This is a genomic window from Stenotrophomonas sp. 2201_Sma (genome assembly GCF_056486685.1).
Genome location: NZ_CM151329.1, coordinates 3,704,152 through 3,727,807, shown reverse-complemented (window position 1 = coordinate 3,727,807; position 23,656 = coordinate 3,704,152). Strand labels below are relative to the sequence as shown.

Below are 23,656 nucleotides of genomic sequence, written 5' to 3'. Positions count from 1 at the left end.
CCCCAACGGGGGTATGATCCCCTGTCCCTCTTGCCCATTCATGTATCCAACGTCGATGTCCAACGAAGATTTCAAACAGGCCGCCCTCGATTACCACCGGATGTCCCCGCCGGGCAAGATCAAGGTCTCCGCGACCAAGCCGATGCTGACCCAGCGCGACCTGTCGCTGGCGTACTCGCCGGGCGTGGCGTACGCCTGTGAAGCAATCAAGGCCGACCCGCAGCAGGCCAGCGAGCTGACCGCCCGCGGCAACCTGGTGGCGGTGATCTCCAACGGCACCGCGGTGCTGGGCCTGGGCAACATCGGCGCACTGGCCGGCAAGCCGGTGATGGAAGGCAAGGGCGTGCTGTTCCAGAAGTTCGCCGGCATCGATGTGTTCGACATCGAAGTGGACGAAACCGATCCGGACAAGCTGGTCGACATCATCGCCTCGCTGGAGCCGACGTTCGGCGGCATCAACCTGGAAGACATCAAGGCGCCGGAATGCTTCGTGGTCGAGCGCAAGCTGCGCGAGCGCATGAAGATCCCGGTGTTCCATGACGACCAGCACGGTACGGCGATCATCGTCGGCGCGGCGGTGCTGAACGCCATGGCGATCACCGGCAAGAAGATCGAGGAGGTGAAGCTGGCGACCACGGGCATGGGCGCGGCGGGCGTTTCCTGCGTCAACATGCTGGTGCAGCTGGGCCTGAAGCCGGAGAACATCCTGGCGTTCGACCGCGAGGGCGTGATCCACACCGGTCGTACCGATCTGGACCCGGAAAAGCAGCGTTACGCACGCGACACCGACAAGCGCACCCTGGCCGAGATCGTCGACGGCGCGGATATCTTCCTGGGCCTGTCGGCGCCCGGCATCCTCACCGCCGAAATGGTCAAGACCATGGCGCCGGACCCGGTGATCTTCGCACTGGCCAATCCGACCCCGGAAATCATGCCGGAAGTGGCGCGTGCGGCGCGTCCGGACGCGATCATCGGCACCGGCCGTTCGGATTACCCGAATCAGGTCAACAACGTGCTGTGCTTCCCGTACCTGTTCCGCGGTGCGCTGGACGTGGGCGCCACCGCGATCAACGAGGAAATGAAGATCGCCTGCGTGCGCGCCATCGCCGCGCTGGCACGCCGCGCCGCGACCGACATGGGCTCGGCCTACGGTGGTGAAACCCCGAGCTTCGGCCGCGAGTACCTGATCCCGCGCCCGTTCGACCGCCGCCTGCTGGTGGAGCTGTCCGCTGCCGTGGCCCAGGCCGCGATGGACTCGGGCGTGGCCGCCCGGCCGATCGCCGACATGGGCGCCTACCGTGACAAACTGGCCCAGTTCGTCTACCGCACCAGCCTGATGATGAAGCCGGTGTACGACCGTGCACGCACCGACAAGCAGCGCGTGGTCTACGCCGAAGGCGAAGAGGAAGTGGTGCTGCAGGCGGTGCAGAACGTGGTCGATGAAGGGCTCGCACATCCGATCCTGATCGGCCGGCCGGACGTGATCGAAGCGCGCATCGAGCGCCTGGGCCTGCGCCTGAAGGCCGGTGAGCACTTCGAGATCACCAACATCAATGATGATCCGCGCTTCAACGAATACTGGCAGTACTACCACGGGCTGACCGGTCGTCGCGGCGTCACCGTGGCGGCGGCGAAGAACCTGATGCGTTCGCGGCCGACCCTGATTGCCGCGGTGATGGTCGCGCGTGGCGAAGCCGATGCAATGCTGACCGGCATCGTCGGCCGTTTCCACAAGAAGCTGGGTTATGTCCGTAGCGTGCTGCCGCTGGAGCCGAAGGTCACCTCGACCTCGGCGATGACCGGCGTCATCAACCAGCAGGGCGTGTTCTTCTTCGTCGACACGCACGTGCAGGAAGATCCCAGTGCCGAGCAGATCTGCGAGGCGACCCTGCAGGCCGCGTACCGCATGAAGCTGTTCGGCATCGAACCGAAGGTGGCGCTGCTGTCGCACTCCAATTTCGGCAGCCACGATTCCAAGGACGCGCTGAAGATGCGCCAGGTCCGCGAGCTGCTGCTCAAGCGCAATCCGCGCCTGAACGTGGACGGCGAGATGCAGGGCGATACCGCCTGGGACGAGGCGCTGCGCCAGAAACTGCTGCCGGGTTCGACCCTGCAGGGTCGCGCCAACCTGTTCGTGCTGCCCAATCTGGAAGCGGCCAACATCGCCTACAACCTGGTGCGTGTGTTCACCGATGGCGTGGCGATCGGCCCGATCCTGATGGGCGTGAACAAGCCGGTGCACATCCTGACCACCAGCGCGACCTCGCGCCGCATCCTGAACATGACCGCCATCGCTGCGGTCGATGCGCAGATCCGCAAACAGCTGGAAGCGGAAAAGAAGGCGTAATCCTTCGTCACCGCGATCGGTAGCGCCGGGCCATGCCCGGCGAGCGCGCAGCGCGGCAAATCAGGCATTCCGCCGGGCATGGCCCGGCGCTACCGGTCAGCGCTTGCCGCGTCGTGCCGGTGCCGGCGGCGGGGCATCCGAACGCGGCTTGGCGTACTCGGCCCATAGCGCCGGCAGGCCCTTGCCGGTGTGCTGCTGCCACAGCGCCAGGGTGTACTGGCCGTTGCGCAGGGCCTTGTCCAGCGCGAGTACCAAGCCGGGGTGTCCAGCTTCGGCCCATTTCAGGAAGGCCCCGGTTACCCGGTAGCCGCTTTCCACGCTCTGGCCCTTGCCCACTTTTTCCGGCAGCGCCCAGCCCGCTGCGGCATTGTCCGTGCCGTAGCGGTCGCGGGCGTAGTCGGCGATGCCTTCCACCAGCCAGCCCGGTACCCGCGTGTCGCCGTAGCTCGGGTAGCCCTGCACGATGTGCATCGCCTCGTGGGTCACCAGGTCGATGTCATCGGGGTGCTTCACCAGCCAGCCCGGGTTGATGGTGATGGTGCTCGCCTTGTCCTTCTCGCCCACGTAGGCGACGCCGTCGTAGGCCGGATCGATCACGATGTGCACCTCGGCCGGTGCCGCCGGGTGGAAGTCCGCCCGTTCGCGCAGGTAGGCGGAATAGAACGTATCGACGATGCGCTGGCGTGCCGGTGCGGCCAGCGCACCGGTCGCATCCTGGTAGTGCAACGTGACGCCTTCGCGGGTGAACTGGCCATCCAAGGCCCGGCTCTGCGACGGCTGGGCCAGCGCAATGCCGGGCAGGGTGAATGCAGCAAGTGCAAGGGGCAGCAGGCGAATGCGCATGGGGTCACCGTACAGTGGAGGGGGACAACAGTTCGATCTCAGCCAGCTGCAGGCGTCCCGGCGCAGTTACGCGCAGGCGGTACTCGGCATAGCGTGAGGGCGAGGCGATGCGGAACGGACGGGTCTGCCGCGCAGCACTGAAGTCTTCGCCACGCCGCTGGTCCAGCGTGGTCCAGCGGCCATCGCCGTTACGGGCTTCCAGCGTCCATCCGGCCCCCCGGATCGGCCCTTCGCCGCTGGTCAGCGTATACATCGTCGGCGCGCCATCACCCACGGCGCTCAGCTTGAGGGTGGCACCCGCGCCCAGCGGAACGGCCGTGGTCGCATCGTCGTCCAACAGCGCGGGCACGGCGCGGCCATCGGCCAGCGCAGCGCGCGCGCCGCTGCCCAGCAGATCGTGCAGCATCTGCGGTCGCTGGCCCGGTGCGGTCAGCGAACGGGGCACGTCGTCGGCGCCTGTGCCCCAGCGCGAAGGCTGCGGGCCCATCTCGAAGTCCAGCGTCGCGCCCTTGGCGATCACCTCGTGCGGTACCCAGGTCCGGGTCCATGGCGTGCCGTTGATCTTCAGCGACTGGACGTAGACGTTCTCCGCGGAGTTCTGCGGCGCGTTGATGGTCAGCACCGCGCCATCCTGCAGTTCCACCCGGGCGTGCCTGAATGCCGGGGAGCCGATCACGTATTCCGGCGCGCCCATCCGCAGTGGATACAGGCCCAGCGAAGCCAGCACGTACCATGCGGAGGTCTCGCCATTGTCCTCATCGCCCGGATAGCCCTGGCCGATCTCGCTGCCCACGTACAGCCGCGACAGGATCTCGCGCACGTGCTGCTGGGTCTTCCAGGGCTGCCCGGCGTACAGATACATCCACGGGATATGGTGCGCCGGCTGGTTGCTGTGCGCGTACATGCCCATGCGCACGTCGCGCGCTTCGGTCATCTCATGGATGATGCCGCCGTAGGAGCCTGCAAACGCGGCATCGGCGGTCTCCGGCGTGGCAAAGAAGGCATCGAGCTTGGCGGCCAGCCTGTCGCGGCCACCGTACAGCGCGGCCAGGCCCTCGCCATCGTGCGCGGCGGTGAAGGCAAACGTCCAGCCGTTGGATTCGGTGTAGTCGTGGCCCCACACGCGCGGATCGTAGTCCTTGGCGTCCACGCGCCAGCTGCCATCGGCCTTGCGGCCCTGGAAGAAGCCGGCGGCAGGGTCGAACAGGGTCGCGTAGCCGGCAGCGCGGTAGCGGAAGTAGTCGGCTTCGGTGCTGTAGCGCTCGCGCTGCGCGGCGGTGGTCGCGCGCTTGGCCAGTGCCTCCGCCATGTTGGCGATGCCAAAGTCGTTCAGGGCGCCTTCCATCGTCCATGACATGCCTTCATGCACGTCGGCACTGGCATAGCCGCGGAACGTCGAGCGGTCCATGCCCTTGCGCCCTACATGGCGATCGGGCGGTACCACGGTGGCATTCTTCAGCGCCGCGGCATAGGCCTCGGCGGGATCGAAACCGCCGACGCCCTTCAGCCATGCGTCGGCGAAGGCCACGTCGGAACTGGTGCCGACCATCAGGTCCGCGTAGCCCGGCGATGACCAGCGGGCGATCCAGCCGCCCGCGCGGTACTGCTCGATGAAACCCTGCACGAGCTGGCCGGCGTCCTCCGGCGTGAACAGTGCGTACGCCGGCCACGTCGTGCGGAACGTATCCCAGAAGCCATTGTTGACGAATACCCGGCCATCGCGCACGCCACTGAAGGTGCGGCTGTCACTGCCATCGGTGTTGTTCTCGCTGGCGCTGGCCTGGTTGGCGTAACGCCACTCGGGGGCGGCAGCGCTGCCGACGTTTTCGTGGCCGGAGTTGGGATACAGGTACAACCGGTAGAGGCTGGAGTACAGCGTGGTTTTCTGGTCGTCCGTGGCATCGCCGATATCGAAGCGGGCCAGGCGCGCATCCCAGGCATCCTGGGCGCGGCCGGCCACGCTTTCCAGCGTATCCGTGGCGGAAATCTCCAGAGCAAGGTTGTGCCGCGCCTGTTCGAGCGAGATCAGCGAGGTGGCAATGCGCATGGTGACGCGGCGATCGCTGCCGGCATCGAACTTGATGTAGCCGGTCGGTCGGCCGCTGTCGATGCGCCCGCTGCTGCGCCAGGGCCGGTCGAAGCGGGCCACCACGAACATGCGGCCGGCACCGTTGGACAGGCCGCTGCGTGTATCGGTGTAGCCGGACAGTGTCTGCGTGGCCGCATCCAGTGTCAGCCCGCCGCGTGCGTCCACATTGTCGAACAGCAGGTTGGCATCACCTTCCGCAGGGAAATCGAAGCGGAAGACCGCGGCGTGGTCCGTCGGCGCGATGGAGGCGGCGATGCCGTTGTCGAAGCGCACGTCGTAGCGGTAGGGGCGCGCGTTCTCGTGCGAGCGGTCGAAGGACAGCGCCCGCTTGCTGCGGTCGGCCTCGGGCACACCGCGGCTGGCCGACGGCATCACCTGGAAGGTCTGGCGGTCGCCCATCCAGGGACTGGGCTGGTGACTCAGCGCGAGCGCCTGCAGCTGCGGGCGGTTGTTCGCATCGTTCTGCTCGTTCCAGCGGTACAGCCAGTTCAGTGCACCGGCATCGGTCACCGGGGTCCAGAAGTTGAAGCCGTGCGGCACCGCCGTGGCCGGGAAATTGTTGCCGCGCGAGAACGTGCCGTTGGCCTGCGTACCGCGGGTGGTCAGCACCCAGTCCGAGACCCGCTGCGGCACATGCCGCGGCTGTGCATCCAGGCGCACGTCATCGATCCAGCCGGACACCGACGCACCGTCGGCGCTGGCCACTTCCAGCTCGATGGCGACCACCCGGCGGCCGCGCAGCGCAGGCACATCGCCCAGGCGTACGGCCTTGCGCGCCCACTGCTGCGGGTACAGCGTTTTCGAATCGCCCTGCGCACGCGCGCCCACGGCGATGCCGTGCTGATCACGCGCCGAGCTGGCCGATACGCGGCTGCCATCGTCCAGGCGCAGGTCCAGCGAGACGTAGGTGGAGGCCACCGTGTCCTTGTCGACGATCTCCGGCAGCACCAGCCAGGACAGGGTGGTGTCGGCGTCGATGGTCAGGTCCGTGCTGAACAGGTCGCGCCGCGCCGCGCCGCCGTCGGCCTGGTAGTGCAGCGCGCGCAGGCCGCTGTAGCCGGCGTTGCGCTTGGCCGCATACGGCGCCGCCGGACCGGTGCCGATCTGCACCTGCAGCGCGCCGCCGGCCTTGGCCGGTGCGGGCTCACCTGCTTCGAACGAGGTCTGCAGGCCCTGTGCCACTGCGGGCAGGGCGGGCGTGGCGCAGGCCAGGGCCAGGGCGAGCGGAAGCAGGGCGCGGCGCGGATCGGACAGGGTCATGCAGGGTCTCCCGGAAGGGCAGGCGGCAGGCAGGACCCGCATCGGCACGTACCACGGCCAGCATCGCGCCCGCCGCCCAAGGGCGGTGGAAAGGAGCGATGCCGGTCCGGTGGGGGCGGGCCATGCGATCGGGTCGTCGGAGTGGTCCCGATCCTGCCTCAGTGCGTTGCCCCCTGACAAGTGCAATTAGTTCGATCCAAATCCGGGAAAAACGTTTCATTTCAAATTATTGACAGAGGGGATTGGATCGATTTAAAAGTGGCCGGGGTCCAGGCCCGGGGAAGGCGGCGTCCTTCCCGTCCCGATCCCAACCCTTCCATCTGTCCCGGAACACCCTGCATGCCCTGAACCGGGCGGGCGGCCTGCGCTTGCTGCTGCTGCCCGTCACCACCGTCCATCCACGACCCTCCCGTCCGTCCCCCACCGGCAGGACCGTCATCCGTCTCTGGAGAGCGCTTGATGAAACCGAGGTTGCTGTCGTTGTTGATGTCTTCGCTGCTGCTGTCGCCGCTGGCCGTGCAGGCCCAGTCCTCCAACGCAGGGGAGGGCGCCGATCCGCCGCGTACGCGCGACCTGGATGCGGTCACGGTGACCGGGTCGCTCATTCCGCGCGCGCAGGTGGAGGGCCCCTCACCGGTGACGACCATCACCGCCGAGCAGATCCAGGCGCAGGGTTTCACCACGGTGTTCGATGCGCTGCGCTCGCTGCCGGTCTCCAATGGGTCGGTGCAGGATTCCCAGGGAACCGGCTTCTACACTCCGGGCGCCAAGACCATCAGCCTGTTCGGTCTGGACCCCAGCTACACCCTTACCCTCATCAACGGGCGGCCGATCAACAGCTATCCGCTGGCCTACAACGGCAACACCAGCATCGCCGACATTGCCAACATCCCGCTGGGCATGGTCGAACGCATCGATGTGCTCACCGGTGGACAGTCCTCGGTGTATGGCTCGTCGGCCGTGGCCGGCGTAGTCAACATCGTGCTGAAAGACCGCGTGGAAGGCACCCATCTGCGCTACCGCGTCGGTGGTTACAGCCAGGGCGGCGGTTCCAGCCAGCGCTTCAGCGCCAGCAGTGGACAGACCTTCGGCAACCTCGATATCAGCTACGGGCTGGAATACATCAACCAGAAGGCGATCTACGCCTTCGACCGCAGCCGCATCGACAGCGTCAACGACAACCCGACCGGGCCGCAGGATCCGTCGCGCAGCTTCCTGCGCATGCGTCAGGGGCCCAACGCCTACATCGACCCGGGCGCGGCCACCTGCGCGCCGCTGTCGAATCTGTTCGGTGGCAGCACCGTGTACGCGCACCGCGACATTTCCGGCGGTGGCTACTACTGCGGCACCCCCGACAACGTCGGCACCGCGTCGCTGTACAACGCCAGCCAGGACGTCAACGCGACCACCTTCCTGCGCTATCACCTCAGCCCGGATACCGAGCTGTACTCGGACATCCTGTTCGGCTTCAGCCGGCCGACCTACAGCGGTGGCAGCCCGTTCTGGAACAAGACCTTCTACAACCGCACCAGCGGCCAGTACGAGCAGTGGCAGCGCATCTACGCGCCCGAGGAAGTCGGCCTGGATGCCAAGGACCAGCGCGTCTACACGCGATCGCTGAACGTCACCGCCGGCGTGCGTGGCGTGCTGGGCAGCTTCGACTACGACGTCTACGTCAACCGTTCCAGCACCGATGTCACCCGCAAATCCACCGACTTCCTCGCCCGGAACGGCGTGGACGATTACTACCTGGGGCCGATGCTGGGCATGCAGGATGGCTACGAGGTCTACGCCCCGGACCTGTCGCGCCTGTACCAGCCGATCACCCGCGACCAGTACGACAGCTTCAGCGGCCTCAACCGTGCTGCATCCAGCGCGTCGCGCACAGCAGTGACGGCACTGCTGACCCATCGTTCGCTGTTCACCCTGCCGGCCGGCGACGTCGGTTTCGCGCTGATCGCCCAGGGCCAGCGCGAGAAGTTCTTCAACCAGTCGGCCGATCCCGATGCCGGTGTGCTGTTCCGCGGGCAGACCGCCGGCACCTCGGCGCAGGGCCAGCGGGATCTGTACGCGCTGGGTGCGGAACTGCAGGTGCCGATCATCGATACCTTCAGCGCCAACCTGTCCGGCCGCTACGACAAGTACGCCCTGCAGGGCGGTGGCGGCAACGGCAAGGCGACCTGGAAGCTTGGCCTGGAGTACCGGCCGATCGAATCGCTGCTGCTGCGTGGCAGCTACGCCACTGCGTTCCGTTCGCCGGACATGTTCTACCTGTTTTCGCGCGAGAGCAGCGGCTATACCACCAACACCGACCTCTACCAGTGCCGGCAGGCCGGTTACACCTCCGACAACTTCGATGACTGCGAGCAGTCCGGGTTGGCGGTGCTGTCTTCCAGTACCGGCAACCGCGATCTGAAGGACATCACTGCACGCACGTTCACCTATGGTGCGGTGTGGTCGACACTGGACAACGCGCTGACGTTGTCGGTGGACTACAACTCGGTGGTGATCGAGAACGAAGTACGCATCCTCGGTACCGACAGCATCCTCGACACCGAGGCCAACTGCCGGCTGGGCGTATCGGAGAACGGGCAGACCCGCTTCGACATCACCTCGCCCACCTGCCAGCAGGTCCTGGGCCAGGTGCAGCGCAAGCCGGCCACCGATCCGCTCAACCCCAACGGTGTGGACAAGGTGTTCTCCTACCCGATCAACATCGCCAGCCAACGCCAGACCGGTGTGCAGGCAGCGCTGGACTATCGCTGGGGTACCTCCTCGGTGGGAGATTTCACGGTCAACGCGGGCTACTACCGCCCGCTCAAGCACACCACCCAGGACAAGGAAGGCGATCCGGTCTACGACCAGTTGTGCTGCGGCAATTCCAATGAACTGCAGTACCGGGCCACGCTGGGCGTGAACTGGAAGCGCGGGCCGTTCAGCGCCAGTGCGTTCGGCGTGCGCAACGCGCCCACCTGGGACAGCCGTGGCGAGCAGCGCAACATCGGCCCGTGGACCACCTGGAACGCCACGGTCGGCTACCGCATCAATGACCTGGCCAGCCTGCTGCTGACGGTCAACAACCTGACCGACGAGATGCCGCCGATCGACCGCAGCAACGGCAACTGGCCGTACTACGATCAGGGCATCTACAACGCCTATGGCCGCTCGGCCTTCCTGGAGCTGTCGCTGGACTTCCAGTAGGCCGGGCGCTGGCAGGTCCCGGCTGTCAGGGGGCGGGGGCCAGGAAAGGACAGGGGCGGCCGGGTCGCCGCCCCAGGTGCTAGAATCGCAGGCCTCGCAATCCGTTCATCGACATCCGCCATGAGCCATACCGCCACCGCGCCCGCCAACGCCGAGAAGCGCTACACCGTGCACCGCAGCGACCTGCCGCTGAGCTGCCCGACCCCGGAGATGGCGCTGTGGAACTCGCATCCGCGGGTCTACCTGGCGATCGAAGACGAACCCAACGGTGAAGCGCAGTGCCCGTACTGCGGTTCCGTGTTCGTACTGGCTGACTGAACGGCCTTCACCGATGCGTCGACTGACCGTGGTGCAGTTGCTGCCGGCGCTGCACTCCGGCGGCGTCGAGCGCTCGACCCTGGAAATCGCGTCGGCACTGGTGGCAGCCGGCCATCGCGCGCTGGTGGTGTCTGCCGGTGGCCGCCTCGTTGAACCGCTGCTGGCCAGCGGTGCCGAGCATCTCACCCTCGATATCGGCCGCAAGTCGCTGCTGACCCTGCGTCATCTGCCGACCCTGCGTCGCCTGTTCGCCGAGGTCGGCGCCGATATCGTGCACGCCCGCTCGCGCCTGCCCGCGTGGCTGGGGCTGTATGCGATCCGGGCGATGCCGCAGGCGCAGCGGCCGCACTGGGTAACCACCGTGCACGGGCTGAACTCGCCCAGCCGCTACAGCGCGGTGATGACCAGCGGCGAGCGGGTGATCTGTGTCTCCAACAGCGTGCGCGAATACGTGCAGCGCCACTATCCGACCGTGCCGGAGGACCACCTGCGGGTGATCCCGCGTGGTGTTGATGTCAGTCAGTTCCCGCGGGTGGCGCGCGGTGATCGCCGGCCGCGCCTGTCGCTGGTGGCGGACTACCCGTGGCTGGCCGGGGTGGACGGGCCGCTGCTGCTGCTGCCGGGCCGTGGCACGCGCCTGAAGGGGCACGCGCACGCGCTGCAGCTGCTGGCCGACGTCCGCGCTGCCGGCGTGCCGGCGCAGCTGTGGATGCTGGGCACCGACGAGCCGGGGCGCGAAGCCTATGTGGCCGACCTGCGCCGCCAGGCCGCCACGCTCGGCATCGCAGACGCGGTCCACATCAGCACGCCGACCGCCCGCATCGCCCAGGCCTATGCCGCCAGCGATCTGGTGCTGCAGCTGTCCGACAAGCCCGAAGCCTTCGGCCGTACCGTGGTGGAAGCACTGTCGGTGGGCCGACCGGTGCTCGGCTGGAACCACGGTGGGGTGGGCGAACTGCTGCAGCAGCTCCAGCCCACCGGTGCGGTGCCGCTGGGAGATGCGCAGGCACTGGGTGAACGTGCGCTGGCCCTTCTGGCGCAGCCGCCATCGTTGCCGGGCCGTATCCCGTTTACCCTGCAGGCCATGCAGCGCGATACCCTCCGTCTCTATGCCGACCTCGCAGGCTGACACCGCAGCCGTCCTGCGCGATGAACGCGCCGGGCGCTGGGCGCCCTGGTGGGTGCTTGCCTACGTGGCGTTGTGGCCGCTGCCAGGCATCGCCGAGACCGTCCTGGGCCTGGGTGCAATCTATGCCGCAGTGCGCATGGTCATCCGCCGCCTGCAGCGCCGGCCGCATCTGCTGAGCCCGGCGGCCTGGGCGCTGACCTCGATCCTGTTCCTCGGCTACTGGTTGCCGCAGGCATTTTCCGCATTCGATGCGATCGACCCGTCGGCCTCGTGGACCAAGGCGGCAGCAGGCCTGCGCTACCTGCCCTTCATGTGGCTGGTAGCGATCGCAGTGGCCACGCCGGAGCGGCGCAGACTCACCCTGGGTGGACTGGCGGTGATCACCGGCGCCTGGACGCTGGATGCGCTGGTACAGGCGGTGGCCGGCACCAGCCCATGGTTCTGGTCGCTGGAGCAGCTCAAACTGGCAATCAGCGGGCGTGCGCTGTGCCCGGCCGATGAAGCGGCGTTGGCCGACCGGCTCAGTGGCGTACTGGGCCCGTGCAACCTGAAATTCGGCCAGGTGCTGGCCAGCCTGTCGCCGTTCCTGCTGCTGCCGCTGGCGCGCCGCTTCGGTGCTGCCGGCTGGCTGCTGGCCGCTGCGGCCCTCGGCAGTGTGTTGCTGCTGGCCGGCTCACGCGCCTCGTGGATCACCTTCGCGCTCGTGCTGGCCTACAGCGGCATGCGCCAGTTCGGCTGGAAGCGGCTGGCGCTGTTGGCGATGGTCGGGGTCCTGGGGGCCGGGGTCCTGGTTGCCAGCGTGCCGCAGCTGCGCGAGCGCGTGCTGCGCACGACGATGGCCTGGGAGGGGGACGAGACGGGCGTCGACCAGGCGTTGTCCGGGCGTGCGCGGATCTGGAGCGCAGCGGCCTGCATGATCGAAGCACATCCGATCAACGGTGTCGGCGCGCGTGGCTTCCGCGATGCGTATCCCGCCTGTGTCGCAGGGGAGGGAACCGCGGTGTGGGGCGCGGAACCGGCCCTGCACGCGCACCAGATCGTGCTGGAGATCCTGGCCGAGACCGGCGTGCTGGGCCTGCTGTTGTGGCTGGCCGCCGTGGCACAGGCCTGGCGGGCGTGGCGCTTCGCACCGACCGCGGCCCGCGAGCGGGTGCGGCCGGCCATGCTGGCGCTGGCGGTCACCGTGTTCCCGCTCAACACCCACCTGGCGTTCTACTCTGCGTTCTGGGGTGGGCTGACCGTGCTGCTGGCGGCGCTGTTCGCCGGCAGCCTGCTGGCGCGTGACGCGGATGACTCACCACGCGCGATGGAAACGGGCAGGTAATCCGGGCGGATCCAGGCGTGCCTGGATCTATTTGTAGAAGTCGCTGCGCCCGCCGGGCTGGCGCTTGAAGCGGCGATGGATCCACAGGTACTGGTCAGGGGCTTCGCGCACCATCTCTTCGATCGCCTGGTTGACGCGCGCGGTATCGGCTTCCACATCCTCGCTCGGGAAGTTCTCCAGCGGCGCGCCGATCTTCAGGAAGTACTTCCCGCCTTCGCGGCGGTGGAAGTACGGAATGACCGCGCAACCGGTCATCCGCGCCAGCTGGTGGGTGGCGGTGATGGTGGCGGCGGTGTGGCCGAAGAACGGAACGAACACGGTGTCCTTGCCACGCATGTCCTGGTCGGGGGCGTACCAGAGGAAACCGCCCTTCTTCAGGTGGCGCACGGTGGCGCGGATGTCCTCGTTGGCGAACATCGCCTTGGCGTAGCGCAGGCGGCCGAACTTCACCGCCCACTCGTACACCGGATTCTTGTGTTTGCGGTACATGCCGGACAGGTCGACGTAGTCGCACAGCAGGCGGCCGCACATCTCCAGGGTCATGAAGTGCCCGGACACCAGCAGCACGCCGCGACCCTCGGCCTGCATCTGCCGCAGGTGCTCCAGCCCTTCGATCTGCACCTGCGGGCGGATGCTGTCGATGCTGCCCCACCAGGCACGGATGCACTCGAACACGCCCACGCCCAGGGCATCGAAGCTGTCGCGAACCAACCGCTTGCGCCAGGCATCGTCCTTTTCCGGGAAACACAGCGCGAGATTGACCTCGGCTGCACGGCGACGGCTGCCGGCCAGGCGCCAGGCGATCGACCCCACCCCGCGACCGAGGGCGCGCTGCAGCATCCACGGCAGGCGGGCGATGGCGAAAGCGCCGTACATGGCGGCGAACATCGGCCAGTTGCGGGGATCGCGCAGTGACGGGCGGACGGCAGTGGAGGCATCGGACATGGCGCCATTCTAGCAATCCGGCTGCGTGTCTTTCCCGGGGGTGTCCCGTATCCTTGCCGCATGCGCAAAGACCCTGTCGAATGGATCCTGCGCGGCCTGTATTCGGTCGTGCTCTACATCCTGCTGCCGATCACCGTGTACCACCTGGTCTGGCGCGGCTTCCGGGTCCGTGAGTATTTCCGCCGCTGGGACGAGCGCTACGCCTCCTATCCCCAGCCCAGCGGCCAGCCACGGGTCTGGCTGCATGCGGTCTCGGTGGGCGAGGTCAACGCCGCCGCGCCGCTGGTCAACGCCCTGCGCCAGCAGCGCCCGGATATCCGCTGGGTCATCACCACCATCACCCCCACCGGCTCCGAGCGCGTGCGCGCGCTGTGGGGCGATGCGCTGGACCACGTCTACCTGCCGTATGACGTGCCCGGCAGCGTCAACCGTTTCCTCGGCCACTTCCAGCCCAGCCTGGCGCTGATCCTGGAAACCGAACTGTGGCCGAACATGCTGTTCGGCTGCCGTGACCGCGACATTCCGGTCTACATCCTCAATGCCCGCCTGTCGGCCCGTTCGCTGCGTGGCTACCGGCTGCTGGCCGCGCTGATCCGCCGCGCGCTGCGCACGGTGACGTGCGTGGCAGCCCAGTCGCAGGACGACGCAGAGCGCTTCGTGCAGCTGGGGGCGGCGCCTGACCAGGTGCAGGCACTGGGCAACCTCAAATTCGACATCGCCACGCCGGACGTGCAGGCCTTCATCGAACAGTTCCACGCACGGGTGCCGGCCACGCGGCCGGTGTGGATCGCGGCCAGTACCCATGATGGCGAAGAGCAGGCGGTGATCGATCTGCACCGGCGCCTGCGCCAGCACCATCCGGACCTGCTGCTGCTGTGGGCACCCCGGCATCCCGAGCGCTTCCCGAAGGTGGAGGCGCTGGCGCGCGAGCAGGGCTGGAACGTGGCGACCCGCCGTGCGCAGCAGTGGCCGTCCGCCGATACCGACGCCTTCATCATCGACACCCTCGGCGAACTGATGCCGTTCTATGGCTGTGCGCAGGTCGCCTTCGTCGGCGGCAGCCTGCAGCCGATCGGTGGCCACAACCTGCTGGAGCCGGCGGCGATGGGCACTGCCGCGGTGACCGGTCCGCACCTGCACAATTTCTCGGAGATCTCGCGGCGCATGCGCGAGGCCGGTGCGCTGTTGATCGGCGAAGACGTGCAGGCGGTCGGCGGTCTGCTGCAGCACCTGCTGGAGGATCCGCAGGCCCGCGAGGACATGGCGCACGCCGGATGCACGCTGGTCAGCAATGGGCGCGGCGCGCTGCAGCGGACGCTGGCGCTGGTGGCCCCGCACCTGCCACCGCCCCGCGGCTGAGCCGCACGCGGCGCGCTCGCCGCCGTACTGTCGCGATCAACTGGATTAAGCCTGCTTGACGGCCATCGTTCTGTCGCCGCAGGACCGATTGCCGACGCCGCAACGTGCCTCGGATCACACCTCGCGGCATGCAGATGCAAATCTGATATCGATTGCCCGCACAGGCTGCCAGCCTGATGTCGACCGTGCTTGGACGGCATCAAGGGAGCTTGAGATGAGCGGCAGCGATGGCCATCGGCTTGGAATGGATCATCTGGGCGTGATCCTGATGACGTTGCTGCTCGGTGGCAGTGTCATCGCACGGGTCGGTCAGTACACGGCGGCGCAGGCGGGGCCGGCCGTCGTGCTCAGTCTGCTGCTCGCAGCCCTCGGTGCGGCGCTGGTGCTGGCACGCCTGTACAGGGTGGTGACGCAGGCGGATATGGCCGATGGCCTGTATGGCCTGCTGGTGGCCGGCTGGGGGCGGTCGATGGCCCGCGTGCTGTGCCTGGCGTTGTTGCTGGAGTGCACGGCGACGCTGGCGGGTGCGGCGCAGTCCGGGGCTGGCCATCTGCATGCGGCACTGGCGGCGGCGGGCGCATCCAGCGCCGGTACGCTGCCGGTGCAGGTGACGGCAGCTGCAGGCCTGCTGCTGTTGGGAGCCACCACGCTGATGCGACCGGCGCGGACGGTGCTGCTGGTGTGCGCGCTGTTGACCGTGAAGATCGGCATCGGCGTGCTGCTGCTGGCGCTGGCGGCCCGGTATGTGCACTACGCGCACTGGATCCCATGGGTTCCCCCCGCCACTGCACCGTATCGCTTCGGCCTGGGAGGCGTGCTCGCTGCGGCTGTGCCGCTGCTGGGCATCTTTGCCAGCGCCGGCCTGGCACTGGGTGTTCCCGGGTTGCCTGTTGGCGGGCTGGCGCGACGCCCACTGACGATGCTCATGGTGCTCGTCGCGGCGACGCTGATGCTGATCGCACTGGCCGCACTGCAGGCGGGCCTGGTCGACTATCCAGCGCTGGCCAGCAGCCGGCCCTTGACGGTTGCGCTGCGAAGCCATCCCCAGTTGTCCTGGATGTTGCCGTGGCTGCCGCTGGCAGGCTATGCAGGGTTGGCGGCGCTGCAGCTGGTGCTGCTGATGCTGGCGACGCGGCTGGCGCTGCCGCTGTGGCCGCTTGGAAACGAGGGCGACCCACCAGCGGCGTGCGTGGCGACCGTGGCGATCATCCTGTTGGCGACCCTGCTGGCGCTGTGGCTGCCGGCCGGCGTCTTGCCGGCGATGCCGGGGCCGGTGGGACTGCTGGTGGTGGCCGCCTTGTGCCTGGGAGGACTTCAGCGGCGCAGCGAGGTGACGCGCTCGCCTGCCGACGCCGTGCTGGGCATGGCGGCAGCAGCGTTGTGCCTGCTGCCGCTCCTGCGCTAGATCACATCGCCGCGGCACAATCAGAAAAGCCACCCGGTCGGGTGGCTTTCCGTCAACGCGGGTGACGACTTACTGCGTGGTCGTGGCGGGATTGCCAGCGTCCTGGGTCAGCAGGCGATTGATGTCCTGCAGTTCGGCCACGTCCAGCGCGCCCAGCGATTGGCTCAGCAGCAGGCGGTTCTGCAGGAAGGTGTAGCGGGCCTGCGCGTAGTCCAGCTGTGCCGAGAACAGGATGCGCTGGTTCTGGATCACGTCCAGCACCGTACGGGTACCCACTTCCAGGCCGACCTGCGAGGCGTCGTACGCGCTCTGTGCCGAGACGACGGCCAGGCGGCGTGCTTCCACCTCGCTGATGCCCTGCACCAGGGTCTGGTAGGCATTACGGGTGTTGCGATCCAGCGCGCGCTTCTGCTGCTCGTAGCCATCCTGGGCGATGTCACGCTGGGCCAGCGCCTGGCGCACGCCGGACTGGGTGGCGCCGCCGGCGAAGATCGGCACGCTAAGGGTCAGGCCGATGCTGTTGGTGCGCGCATCCGGGGACAGCGAACCCGAACCGGTGCTGTCGCCCCAGGTCGCGGTCTTGCCCCAGCTGCCGCCCAGCGACAGCGTCGGGTAGTGGGCGCCGCGGGCGGCCTGCACGCCGGCCTCGGCCGCGCTGACCTTCAGCTCCTGCGCCTTCAGCGACGGGTTCTGGCTGGTCGCCTGCTGCACCAGTTCATCGATGTTGCCGCGGTTGGCCGGCACTTCGGGACGGAAGTCGGCCGGCAGCCCCTTGAGGTTCAGCACCGGCTGGCCGGTAAGTTCGGTCAGCGCCTGGTAGTTATCGGCCAGGGTGTTCTGCGCGACGATGGTGTTGGCGCGCGCCTGGTCATACTGCGCGCGCGCTTCGTGCACGTCGGTGATCGGCGCCAGGCCCACTTCCAGGCGCTTGTCGGCGAAGTCGAACTGCTTCTTCGCGGCCGCTTCGTTGGTCTGTGCGGCATTCAGCGATTCGATCGCCACCAGCACGTTGAAGTAGGCCGCCGAGGTGCGGACGATCAGGCTGTCGTTGGCCGAATCCAGGGTGAAGTCAGCCGCCTTGCTCAGTTCGCGCTGCGAGCGCAGGTTGTTGATCTGCGTCCAGTTGAACAGGGTCTGCGAACCGTCGATCGTGTAATTGCGGCGCTTGCTGCTGACCGTGCCGGTATTGGCATCGGCGTTGGCCTCGCTGCGTGTGCGGTTCAGCGTGGCCTGGCCGTTGATCTGCGGAAGCAGGGCAGCGCGCGCCTGCACGGCGCCTTCCTTGTCGTACAGCCGGGTGGATTCGGCGGCCGACAGCTGCGGATCGCCGTTGCGCGCCATCTCGTAGACCTGCAACAGGTCAGCGGCATGGGCAGACAACGGCAGCAGGGCAGTGGCCAGCGCAACAGCGAGGGATCGGCGGATCATTGCGGCTTCCTTGGACTCAGAGGTGGAACTGGGGTGCCGGGGCGGCACCGCGCAGGTAATCGATATCGGTCTCGAACAGGGATTCGGTGCTGCCATCGGCCTTGATCAGAAGCGCTTCCATCGCCGGCGAACGGCCCTGGATCACGAACAGGCGACCACCCGGACGCAGCCACGAGGCGAACTGTGACGGCACCACGTTGACGGCACCAGTGACACAAATCACGTCAAAGCGACGTTCGGTCTGCCACGCCAGCGCGTCAGCCACTTCCACCCGGACGTTGGTACCGAGGCCGGAGGCATCCAGCCGAGCACGCGCGGCGGTCGCCAGTTCCGGGTCGATCTCCAGGCTCAGCACGTCGCGCGCCAGCGCGCCGATGCAGGCGGCCAGGAAGCCGCTGCCCGTGCCGATCTCCAGCACTTCGTCACCCGGTTGCAGGTCCAGCGCCTGCAGGGTACGGCCCTCGATGACGGGCTTCATCATCTTCTGGCCATTGCCGATCGGCAGTTCAACATCGGCGTAGGCCAGTGCCCGGTGCGCGTCGGCGACAAAGGCCTCGCGCGGCAGGCGGGCCAGGACGTCGAGCACCTTGATGTCCAGCACGTCCCAGGGACGGATCTGCTGTTCCACCATCAGTTCGCGGGCGTGGGCGTAATCAATCGTCATGAGGTTCAAATCCAGCGCAGTGGGCCGGCCATTTTACCGGTGCCGGAGGCCGGCGGCGCGCCCAGAGCATCCGCTGCCGGGGGGCCGGGGTCGCAGTGCCGGAAGTCATCGCGACCACCGGTTCGTTCAGCTTTGCCGTTTCAGCCGGTTCCGGCTCCTCCGGGCGCATAGGCGCGCAGGAAGAAGTCGACGCTGGCCGCCACATGGGTGACAGGATCGATCTCCACCGATGACAGTGGCATGCCGCACATCATATGCATGTGCACTTCACCCTTGACCAGGGTCAGGAACTGCTGCCCGGCCAGGTGATGGTCGGGAATCTGCAGCTCGCCCCGCTCGCTGCGCGAGCGCAGGAAGTCGGCCAGCGCCTCGCAGGTGCGCTCGGGCCCGGCCTGCCAGAACAGCTCACGCAGGCGTTCGTCGGTCTCCGGGGCCATCATCACCCGTTGGATCGAGATCGCCGCGTCGGAGGTGATCAGCTTGAAGAAGGCCAGGCCGATCCCGATCAGCTGGTCTCGCAGTGGCCCTTCGGCGTCGGCCACGAACAGCGCATCCGGCAGCATCTCGATGCATTTGGACTGCACGGCCTCGGAGAACAGGGTCTCCTTGTCGCCGAAATGGCTGTACACCGTCAGCTTCGACACGCCCGCCTGGGCAGCGATGCTGTCCATGCTCACACCGGTATAGCCCTGTTCGATGAACAGGGCCTTGGCCGCCTCGAGGATCGCCGCGCGCTTGCCAAGATCCTTGGGACGCCCGGGTCCGGCGGCCTTGGCAGCAGGCTTGGCCGACGGCTTGCGGGAAGTGGAAGAACTCATTGCGGTAATACTAGACCAAGCGGTTCGATATTTATACTATACCGGCCAGTTTACTAAATTGGGCCGGACGTTGCGGCTCCCCTGCTGAACTCAGTGTTGTCAGGACGTTGACCGATGAAGATCGTGCGCTGGATGGGCGGTATCGTGTGGGTGGCTGCGTTGGCAGCCTGTTCGGGACAGGAGCAGGCGCCACCGGCGGCCGTGCCGGTGCTGGTGGTGCATCCCGGCGAGCAGGTCGGGCAGGCGCCGGCGGCGTTTCCCGGTACGGTCCGGGCACGCCAGGAGAGCCCGCTGTCGTTCCGCGTCGGCGGCAACCTGGTCAAGCGCCATGTGGACGCCGGCCAACGGGTGAAGAAGGGGGAGGTGCTGGCCGAGCTGGATGTCGCTGACTTCGCCCTGCAGGCGCGCGCCTCGCAGGCGCAGCTGGCCGCGGCCGAAGCCGATCTGGTACGCGCCCGCGACGATCTCAAGCGCTACCAGGTGCTGGCCGACCAGCAGCTGGTCAGCCGCTCGCAGCTGGATCAGCAGTCTGCCGCGTTCAAGGCCGCGCAGGGCCAGGCCAACGCGGCCCGGGCCAACCTGGACGTGCTGCGCAACCAGGCCGGCTACGCCCAGCTGCGTGCGCCGGCCGATGGTGTGATCGCCAGCCGTGAGGCGGAAGCCGGGCAGGTGGTGGCCGCGGGCCAGACCATCTTCAACCTGGCCGCAGACGGTGGCCGCGAAGTGCTGATCGACCTGCCGGAAGCCACCATCCGCGACTACGCGGTAGGCCAGCCGGTGGAAGTGGAGTTGTGGAACCGCCCGGGGCAGCGCCTGCCCGGCACGATCCGCGAGATCGCCGCCGCCGCCGATCCGCAGGCGCGGACCTACGCAACCCGGGTCAGCCTGCCCGCCGATGCACTGGCCGATGTCGAGCTGGGGCAGAGCGCGCGCGTGTTCAGCAGCGCCGGCCGCCACGGCACCCTGCAGCTGCCGATGGCCGCTCTCCAGCGCGGTGCAGGTGGCGCAACCAGTGTGTGGGTGGTGGACCCGGCCAGCAGCACGTTGAAATCGGTCACCGTCAGCACGGGCGCCTATGGCATCGACGCCGTGCCGGTGCTGTCCGGCGTGGACGCCGACGACTGGGTGGTGGCTGCGGGCGGCCATCTGCTGCGATCCGGCCAGCAGGTCGTCGCGGTGGACCGGCAGAATCGCCCGGTGCTGAAGCCCGCAGCGCCGGCTGCCGCACCGAAGGCGAAGGAGTAAGCCTGTGCGCCGTTTCAATCTATCCGAATGGGCGCTGGGCAACCGCGCGCTGGTGCTGTTCGCCATGCTCGCCTTCGCCCTCATCGGCGCCTGGTCGTACAAGCATCTGGGCCAGTCCGAGGATCCGCCGTTCACCTTCAAGGTGATGGTGGTACGCACGATGTGGCCGGGCGCGACCGCCGAGCAGGTCTCGCGCCAGGTGACCGAGCCGATCGAGAAGGCGCTGCTCAACACCGGGCAGTACGAGTTCATCCGCTCCTACTCGCGCCCGGGCGAGTCGCAGGTGATCTTCGCGGCCAAGGACAGCCTGCGCTCCAAGGCCATTCCGGACCTGTGGTACCAGGTGCGCAAACGCGTGGGCGACATCAAGCCGAACCTGCCGCGCGAAATCGTCGGTCCGTTCTTCAACGATGAGTTCGGCGACACCTTCGGCAACATCTACGCGCTGACCGGGCAGGGCTTCGACTACGCCGTGATGCGTGACTACGCCGATCGCATCCAGCTGGAACTGCAGCGGGTGCCGGACGTGGGCAAGATCGAGCTGCAGGGCCTGCAGGACGAGAAGGTCTGGATCGAGCTGTCCAACACCAAGCTGGCCACGCTGGGCGTGTCGCTGCAGCAGGTGCAGCAGGCGCTGGCCGACCAGAACGCGATCAGCGCCACCAGCTTCTTCGAGACCCCGACCGATCGCGTGCAGCTGCGCGTGACCGGTCAGTTCCAGAGCATCGATGACATCCGTCGCTTCCCGATCCAGGCCGGCGACCGCACGGTGCACCTGGGCGATATCGCCGAGATCAAGCGCGGCTTCGCCGATCCGGCGTCGCCGAAGATGCGCTTCATGGGTGAGGATGCGATCGGCATTGCGGTCGCGATGAAAGACGGTGGCGACATCCTGAAGCTGGGCTCCACGCTGGATGCCGAGTTCGAGCGCCTGCAGAAGACGCTGCCGGCGGGCATGCACCTGCGCAAGGTCTCCGACCAGCCGCATGCGGTGGAAGAGTCGGTGGGTGAGTTCGTGCAGGTGCTGACCGAAGCGGTGGTGATCGTGCTGCTGGTGAGCTTCTTCTCGCTGGGCCTGCGTACGGGCCTGGTGGTGGGCGTGACCATTCCGCTGGTGCTGGCGATGACCTTCTTCGTCATGCATTACTTCGATATCGGCCTGCACAAGATCTCGCTGGGCGCGCTGGTGCTGGCGCTGGGCCTGCTGGTGGACGATGCGATCATCGCGGTGGAGATGATGGCCACCAAGATGGAACAGGGCTACGACCGCCTGCGCGCGGCCAGCTTCGCCTGGGAATCCACGGCGTTCCCGATGCTGACCGGTACGCTGATCACGGCGGCAGGTTTCCTGCCGATCGCCACGGCGGCGTCAAGCACCGGTGAGTACACCCGTTCGTTGTTCCAGGTGGTGACCATCGCACTGGTAGTGTCATGGATTGCGGCGGTGCTGTTCATTCCTTACCTGGGTGACAAGATGCTGCCGGATCTGTTCAATCCGCAGCTGCCCAAGCCGGACAGCCTGGCCGGTCGCTGGCGTGCGAAGCGCCTGGCCTGGGCCGATCGCCATCCGGCGCTGCTGCGCTGGGTCGCACCGAAGGAGCATGCACACGACCACGATCCGTACCAGCGGCCGTTCTACACGCGTTTCCGCCGTTTCCTGGACATGTGCCTGCGCCACCGCTGGTGGGTGATCGCAGCAACGGTGGCCCTGTTCGTGTTCTCGTTGCTGATGTTCCGCTTCGTGCCGCAGCAGTTCTTCCCGGATTCGACCCGCCCGGAACTGATGGTGGATATCGAACTGGCTGAAGGCGCGTCTCTGCAGGCCACGCAGGCGCAGGCCAGCAAGCTGGAAAAGCTGCTGAAGGGCCGTGAGGGCATCGCCAACTACGTGGCCTATGTGGGTACCGGTTCGCCGCGCTTCTACCTGCCGCTGGACCAGCAGCTGCCGGCGACCAACTTCTCGCAGTTCGTGGTGCTCACCGAAGACGCCAAGGCGCGCGAGGCCACGCGCGACTGGCTGCTGAAGGACGTGATCCCGCAGTTCCCGGATGTGCAGATGCGCGTGACGCGGCTGGAGAACGGTCCGCCGGTGGGCTACCCGGTGCAGCTGCGGATCTCCGGCGAGCACATCGAGCAGGTGCAGGCGATCGCACGCCAGGTACAGGACAAGGTGCGGGAGAACCCGCATGTGATGAACGTGAACCTGGACTGGAGCGAGCCGAGCAAGGTCGTGCGGCTGGTGCTTGACCAGGACCGTGCGCGCGCGCTGGGCGTGAGCAGTGCGCAGGTGAGCCAGCTGCTGGGCACTTCGCTGTCGGGCATGAGCGTGAGCACCTATCGCGAGGGCAATCGCCTGATCGAGATGCTGCTGCGGGGGCCGGAGAACGAGCGCGTGCAGCTGGCCATGCTGGGCAGCCTGGCCATTCCCACCGCCAATGGCACGTCGGTGACGCTCTCGCAGGTGGCGCGCCTGGAGTACGTGTTCGAGGACGGCATCATCTGGCATCGCAACCGCCTGCCGACCGTGACCGTGCGTGCCGATATCAGTGACGGCAGCCAGGCGCTGGACGTGGTGCAGCAGATCCTGCCGACGCTGGATGGCATCCGCGCTGCACTGCCGAGCGGTTACCTGCTGGAAACCGGCGGAACGGTGGAGGATTCGGCACGTGGCCAGGACTCGATCAAGGCAGGCATGCCGTTGTTCCTGATCGTGGTCGCAACGCTGCTGATGCTGCAGCTGCGCAGCTTCTCGCGTGCCGCGATGGTGCTGGTGACGGCACCGCTGGGCATCATCGGCGCGACCTTGTTCCTGCTGCTGTTCCGTGCACCGTTCGGGTTCGTGGCGCTGCTGGGCACGATCGCGCTGGCCGGCATGATCATGCGCAACTCGGTGATCCTGATCGACCAGATCCAGCAGGACATCGATGCCGGGCATGATCGCTGGCATGCGATCATCGACGCGACGGTACGGCGTTTCCGCCCGATCGTGCTGACCGCCCTGGCGGCGGTGCTGGCGATGATTCCGCTGTCGCGCAGCGCGTTCTATGGCTCGATGGCGATTTCGATCATGGGCGGGTTGATCGTGGGTACCGTGCTGACCCTGGTGTTCCTGCCGGCGCTGTATGCGGCGTGGTTCCGGGTGAAGCCGGATGAATCCGGGGCGTAATGCCCCGGGTTCCAGGGCCGCCGCCTCTGGCAGGTGCCAACCCTGGTTGGCACGGCTCTGCTCGCGGGATCTGCTTTCTGTAGAGCCGAGCCATGCTCGGCTGCTCTTTGCGCGA

The 23,656-nt window shown here is 67.4% G+C and carries 15 protein-coding genes; 9 read left to right on the top strand and 6 right to left on the bottom strand.

Annotated elements, in window-relative coordinates; all coding sequences use genetic code 11:
• Positions 1 to 55: 55 nt before the first annotated feature.
• Positions 56 to 2,347, top strand: a complete 2,292-nt coding sequence (locus ACZLIF_RS17165; protein ID WP_065175119.1) for an NADP-dependent malic enzyme — start codon at positions 56 to 58, stop codon at positions 2,345 to 2,347.
• 96 nt (positions 2,348 to 2,443) lie between these two features.
• Here the strand turns inward: ACZLIF_RS17165 and ACZLIF_RS17160 are convergent, their stop codons facing one another.
• Both ACZLIF_RS17160 and ACZLIF_RS17155 read right to left on the bottom strand, forming a co-directional pair.
• Entirely contained in the window at positions 2,444 to 3,190 is a 747-nt protein-coding gene (locus ACZLIF_RS17160; protein WP_478462134.1) for a basic secretory protein-like protein, read from the bottom strand.
• 4 nt (positions 3,191 to 3,194) lie between these two features.
• Positions 3,195 to 6,539, bottom strand: a complete 3,345-nt coding sequence (locus ACZLIF_RS17155) for a GH92 family glycosyl hydrolase (RefSeq protein ID WP_128990259.1) — start codon at positions 6,537 to 6,539, stop codon at positions 3,195 to 3,197.
• 459 nt (positions 6,540 to 6,998) lie between these two features.
• On the opposite strand from ACZLIF_RS17155, the gene ACZLIF_RS17150 reads away from it, so the two are divergent.
• The 4 genes from ACZLIF_RS17150 to ACZLIF_RS17135 all read left to right on the top strand — a co-directional run bounded on the left by ACZLIF_RS17150 (position 6,999) and on the right by ACZLIF_RS17135 (position 12,511).
• On the top strand, positions 6,999 to 9,740 hold the full coding sequence (locus tag ACZLIF_RS17150; protein ID WP_081284377.1) for a TonB-dependent receptor plug domain-containing protein: 2,742 nt from the start codon (positions 6,999 to 7,001) through the stop codon (positions 9,738 to 9,740).
• 120 nt (positions 9,741 to 9,860) lie between these two features.
• Positions 9,861 to 10,058 (top strand): zinc-finger domain-containing protein, encoded by a 198-nt coding sequence (locus tag ACZLIF_RS17145; protein WP_053517405.1) that lies wholly within the window; start codon positions 9,861 to 9,863, stop codon positions 10,056 to 10,058.
• 13 nt (positions 10,059 to 10,071) lie between these two features.
• Positions 10,072 to 11,187, top strand: a complete 1,116-nt coding sequence (locus ACZLIF_RS17140) for a glycosyltransferase (RefSeq protein ID WP_065181722.1) — start codon at positions 10,072 to 10,074, stop codon at positions 11,185 to 11,187.
• A complete protein-coding gene (locus ACZLIF_RS17135) occupies positions 11,168 to 12,511 on the top strand; it encodes an O-antigen ligase family protein (RefSeq protein ID WP_128990257.1) in 1,344 nt (447 codons plus the stop codon). Before ACZLIF_RS17140 ends, ACZLIF_RS17135 begins: the two co-directional genes overlap by 20 nt.
• Positions 12,512 to 12,538: 27 nt before the next feature.
• On the opposite strand, the gene ACZLIF_RS17130 is transcribed toward ACZLIF_RS17135, so the two are convergent.
• Positions 12,539 to 13,456 carry an LpxL/LpxP family Kdo(2)-lipid IV(A) lauroyl/palmitoleoyl acyltransferase gene (locus tag ACZLIF_RS17130; RefSeq protein ID WP_053517401.1) on the bottom strand — a complete coding sequence of 306 codons (918 nt, stop codon included), beginning with the start codon at positions 13,454 to 13,456 and terminating at the stop codon, positions 12,539 to 12,541.
• A 60-nt stretch (positions 13,457 to 13,516) separates the two neighbouring features.
• On the opposite strand from ACZLIF_RS17130, the gene waaA reads away from it, so the two are divergent.
• Both waaA and ACZLIF_RS17120 read left to right on the top strand, forming a co-directional pair.
• Positions 13,517 to 14,815 (top strand): lipid IV(A) 3-deoxy-D-manno-octulosonic acid transferase, encoded by a 1,299-nt coding sequence (gene waaA, locus ACZLIF_RS17125; RefSeq protein ID WP_065175113.1) that lies wholly within the window; start codon positions 13,517 to 13,519, stop codon positions 14,813 to 14,815.
• Between the two features lie 214 nt (positions 14,816 to 15,029).
• A complete protein-coding gene (locus ACZLIF_RS17120) occupies positions 15,030 to 16,220 on the top strand; it encodes an amino acid transporter (RefSeq protein WP_241686010.1) in 1,191 nt (396 codons plus the stop codon).
• A gap of 69 nt (positions 16,221 to 16,289) precedes the next feature.
• Here ACZLIF_RS17120 and ACZLIF_RS17115 read toward each other — a convergent pair whose 3' ends face one another.
• The 3 genes from ACZLIF_RS17115 to ACZLIF_RS17105 all read right to left on the bottom strand — a co-directional run bounded on the left by ACZLIF_RS17115 (position 16,290) and on the right by ACZLIF_RS17105 (position 19,130).
• Entirely contained in the window at positions 16,290 to 17,648 is a 1,359-nt protein-coding gene (locus ACZLIF_RS17115) for a TolC family outer membrane protein (RefSeq protein ID WP_065175111.1), read from the bottom strand.
• Between the two features lie 16 nt (positions 17,649 to 17,664).
• The gene (locus ACZLIF_RS17110) at positions 17,665 to 18,312 is read right to left on the bottom strand and encodes a protein-L-isoaspartate O-methyltransferase family protein (protein WP_053520104.1); all 648 of its coding nucleotides are present in this window, start codon (positions 18,310 to 18,312) and stop codon (positions 17,665 to 17,667) included.
• 140 nt (positions 18,313 to 18,452) lie between these two features.
• Positions 18,453 to 19,130 (bottom strand): TetR/AcrR family transcriptional regulator, encoded by a 678-nt coding sequence (locus ACZLIF_RS17105; protein WP_478462132.1) that lies wholly within the window; start codon positions 19,128 to 19,130, stop codon positions 18,453 to 18,455.
• A gap of 114 nt (positions 19,131 to 19,244) precedes the next feature.
• Between ACZLIF_RS17105 and ACZLIF_RS17100 the strand changes: the two genes are divergently transcribed.
• Complete coding sequence (locus ACZLIF_RS17100; protein ID WP_065181718.1) at positions 19,245 to 20,375, top strand: efflux RND transporter periplasmic adaptor subunit; 1,131 nt, start codon at positions 19,245 to 19,247, stop codon at positions 20,373 to 20,375.
• 4 nt (positions 20,376 to 20,379) lie between these two features.
• Positions 20,380 to 23,541, top strand: a complete 3,162-nt coding sequence (locus ACZLIF_RS17095) for an efflux RND transporter permease subunit (protein WP_128990253.1) — start codon at positions 20,380 to 20,382, stop codon at positions 23,539 to 23,541.
• Positions 23,542 to 23,656 lie beyond the last annotated feature (115 nt).